Origin of the sequence: Haloarcula japonica DSM 6131, from assembly GCF_000336635.1 — an archaeon.
Classification (GTDB): domain Archaea; phylum Halobacteriota; class Halobacteria; order Halobacteriales; family Haloarculaceae; genus Haloarcula; species Haloarcula japonica.
Map to the genome: position 1 here is coordinate 1 of NZ_AOLY01000020.1, position 281 is coordinate 281.

Here is a 281-nt window from a genome sequence, read left to right on the forward strand (position 1 = left end):
GTCACACGATGATGACGATGAGCGGTACGATGTTTCCCGGCAAGAGTTTGACAGTGTCTCTGAACTCCTCCTGCCAGAGTCAAGTAGCGCCGACAGTCAGCTCCGACTCCATGACTCGGAGGCAAACACGGTTCTCTACGTTACGGAGAGTAGTGATGGGATCTCAGTGAATGTCCGCGACGATTCGGCGTTTACTGACGAATGAATCGACGAACATACCTCACGGCCGTTGCGACGGCCCTTGGTGTGACTGCCAGCTCAGGGACTGTCGCTGGAGACGA

Annotated in this window: 1 protein-coding gene; it reads left to right on the top strand. The window is 55.5% G+C overall.

Annotated elements, in window-relative coordinates; all coding sequences use genetic code 11:
• Nucleotides 1–205, top strand: a 205-nt coding sequence (locus C444_RS22580; protein WP_004592182.1) for a hypothetical protein, incomplete at its 5' end; no start/stop codon positions are given.
• Between the last annotated feature and the right edge of the window lie 76 nt (nucleotides 206–281).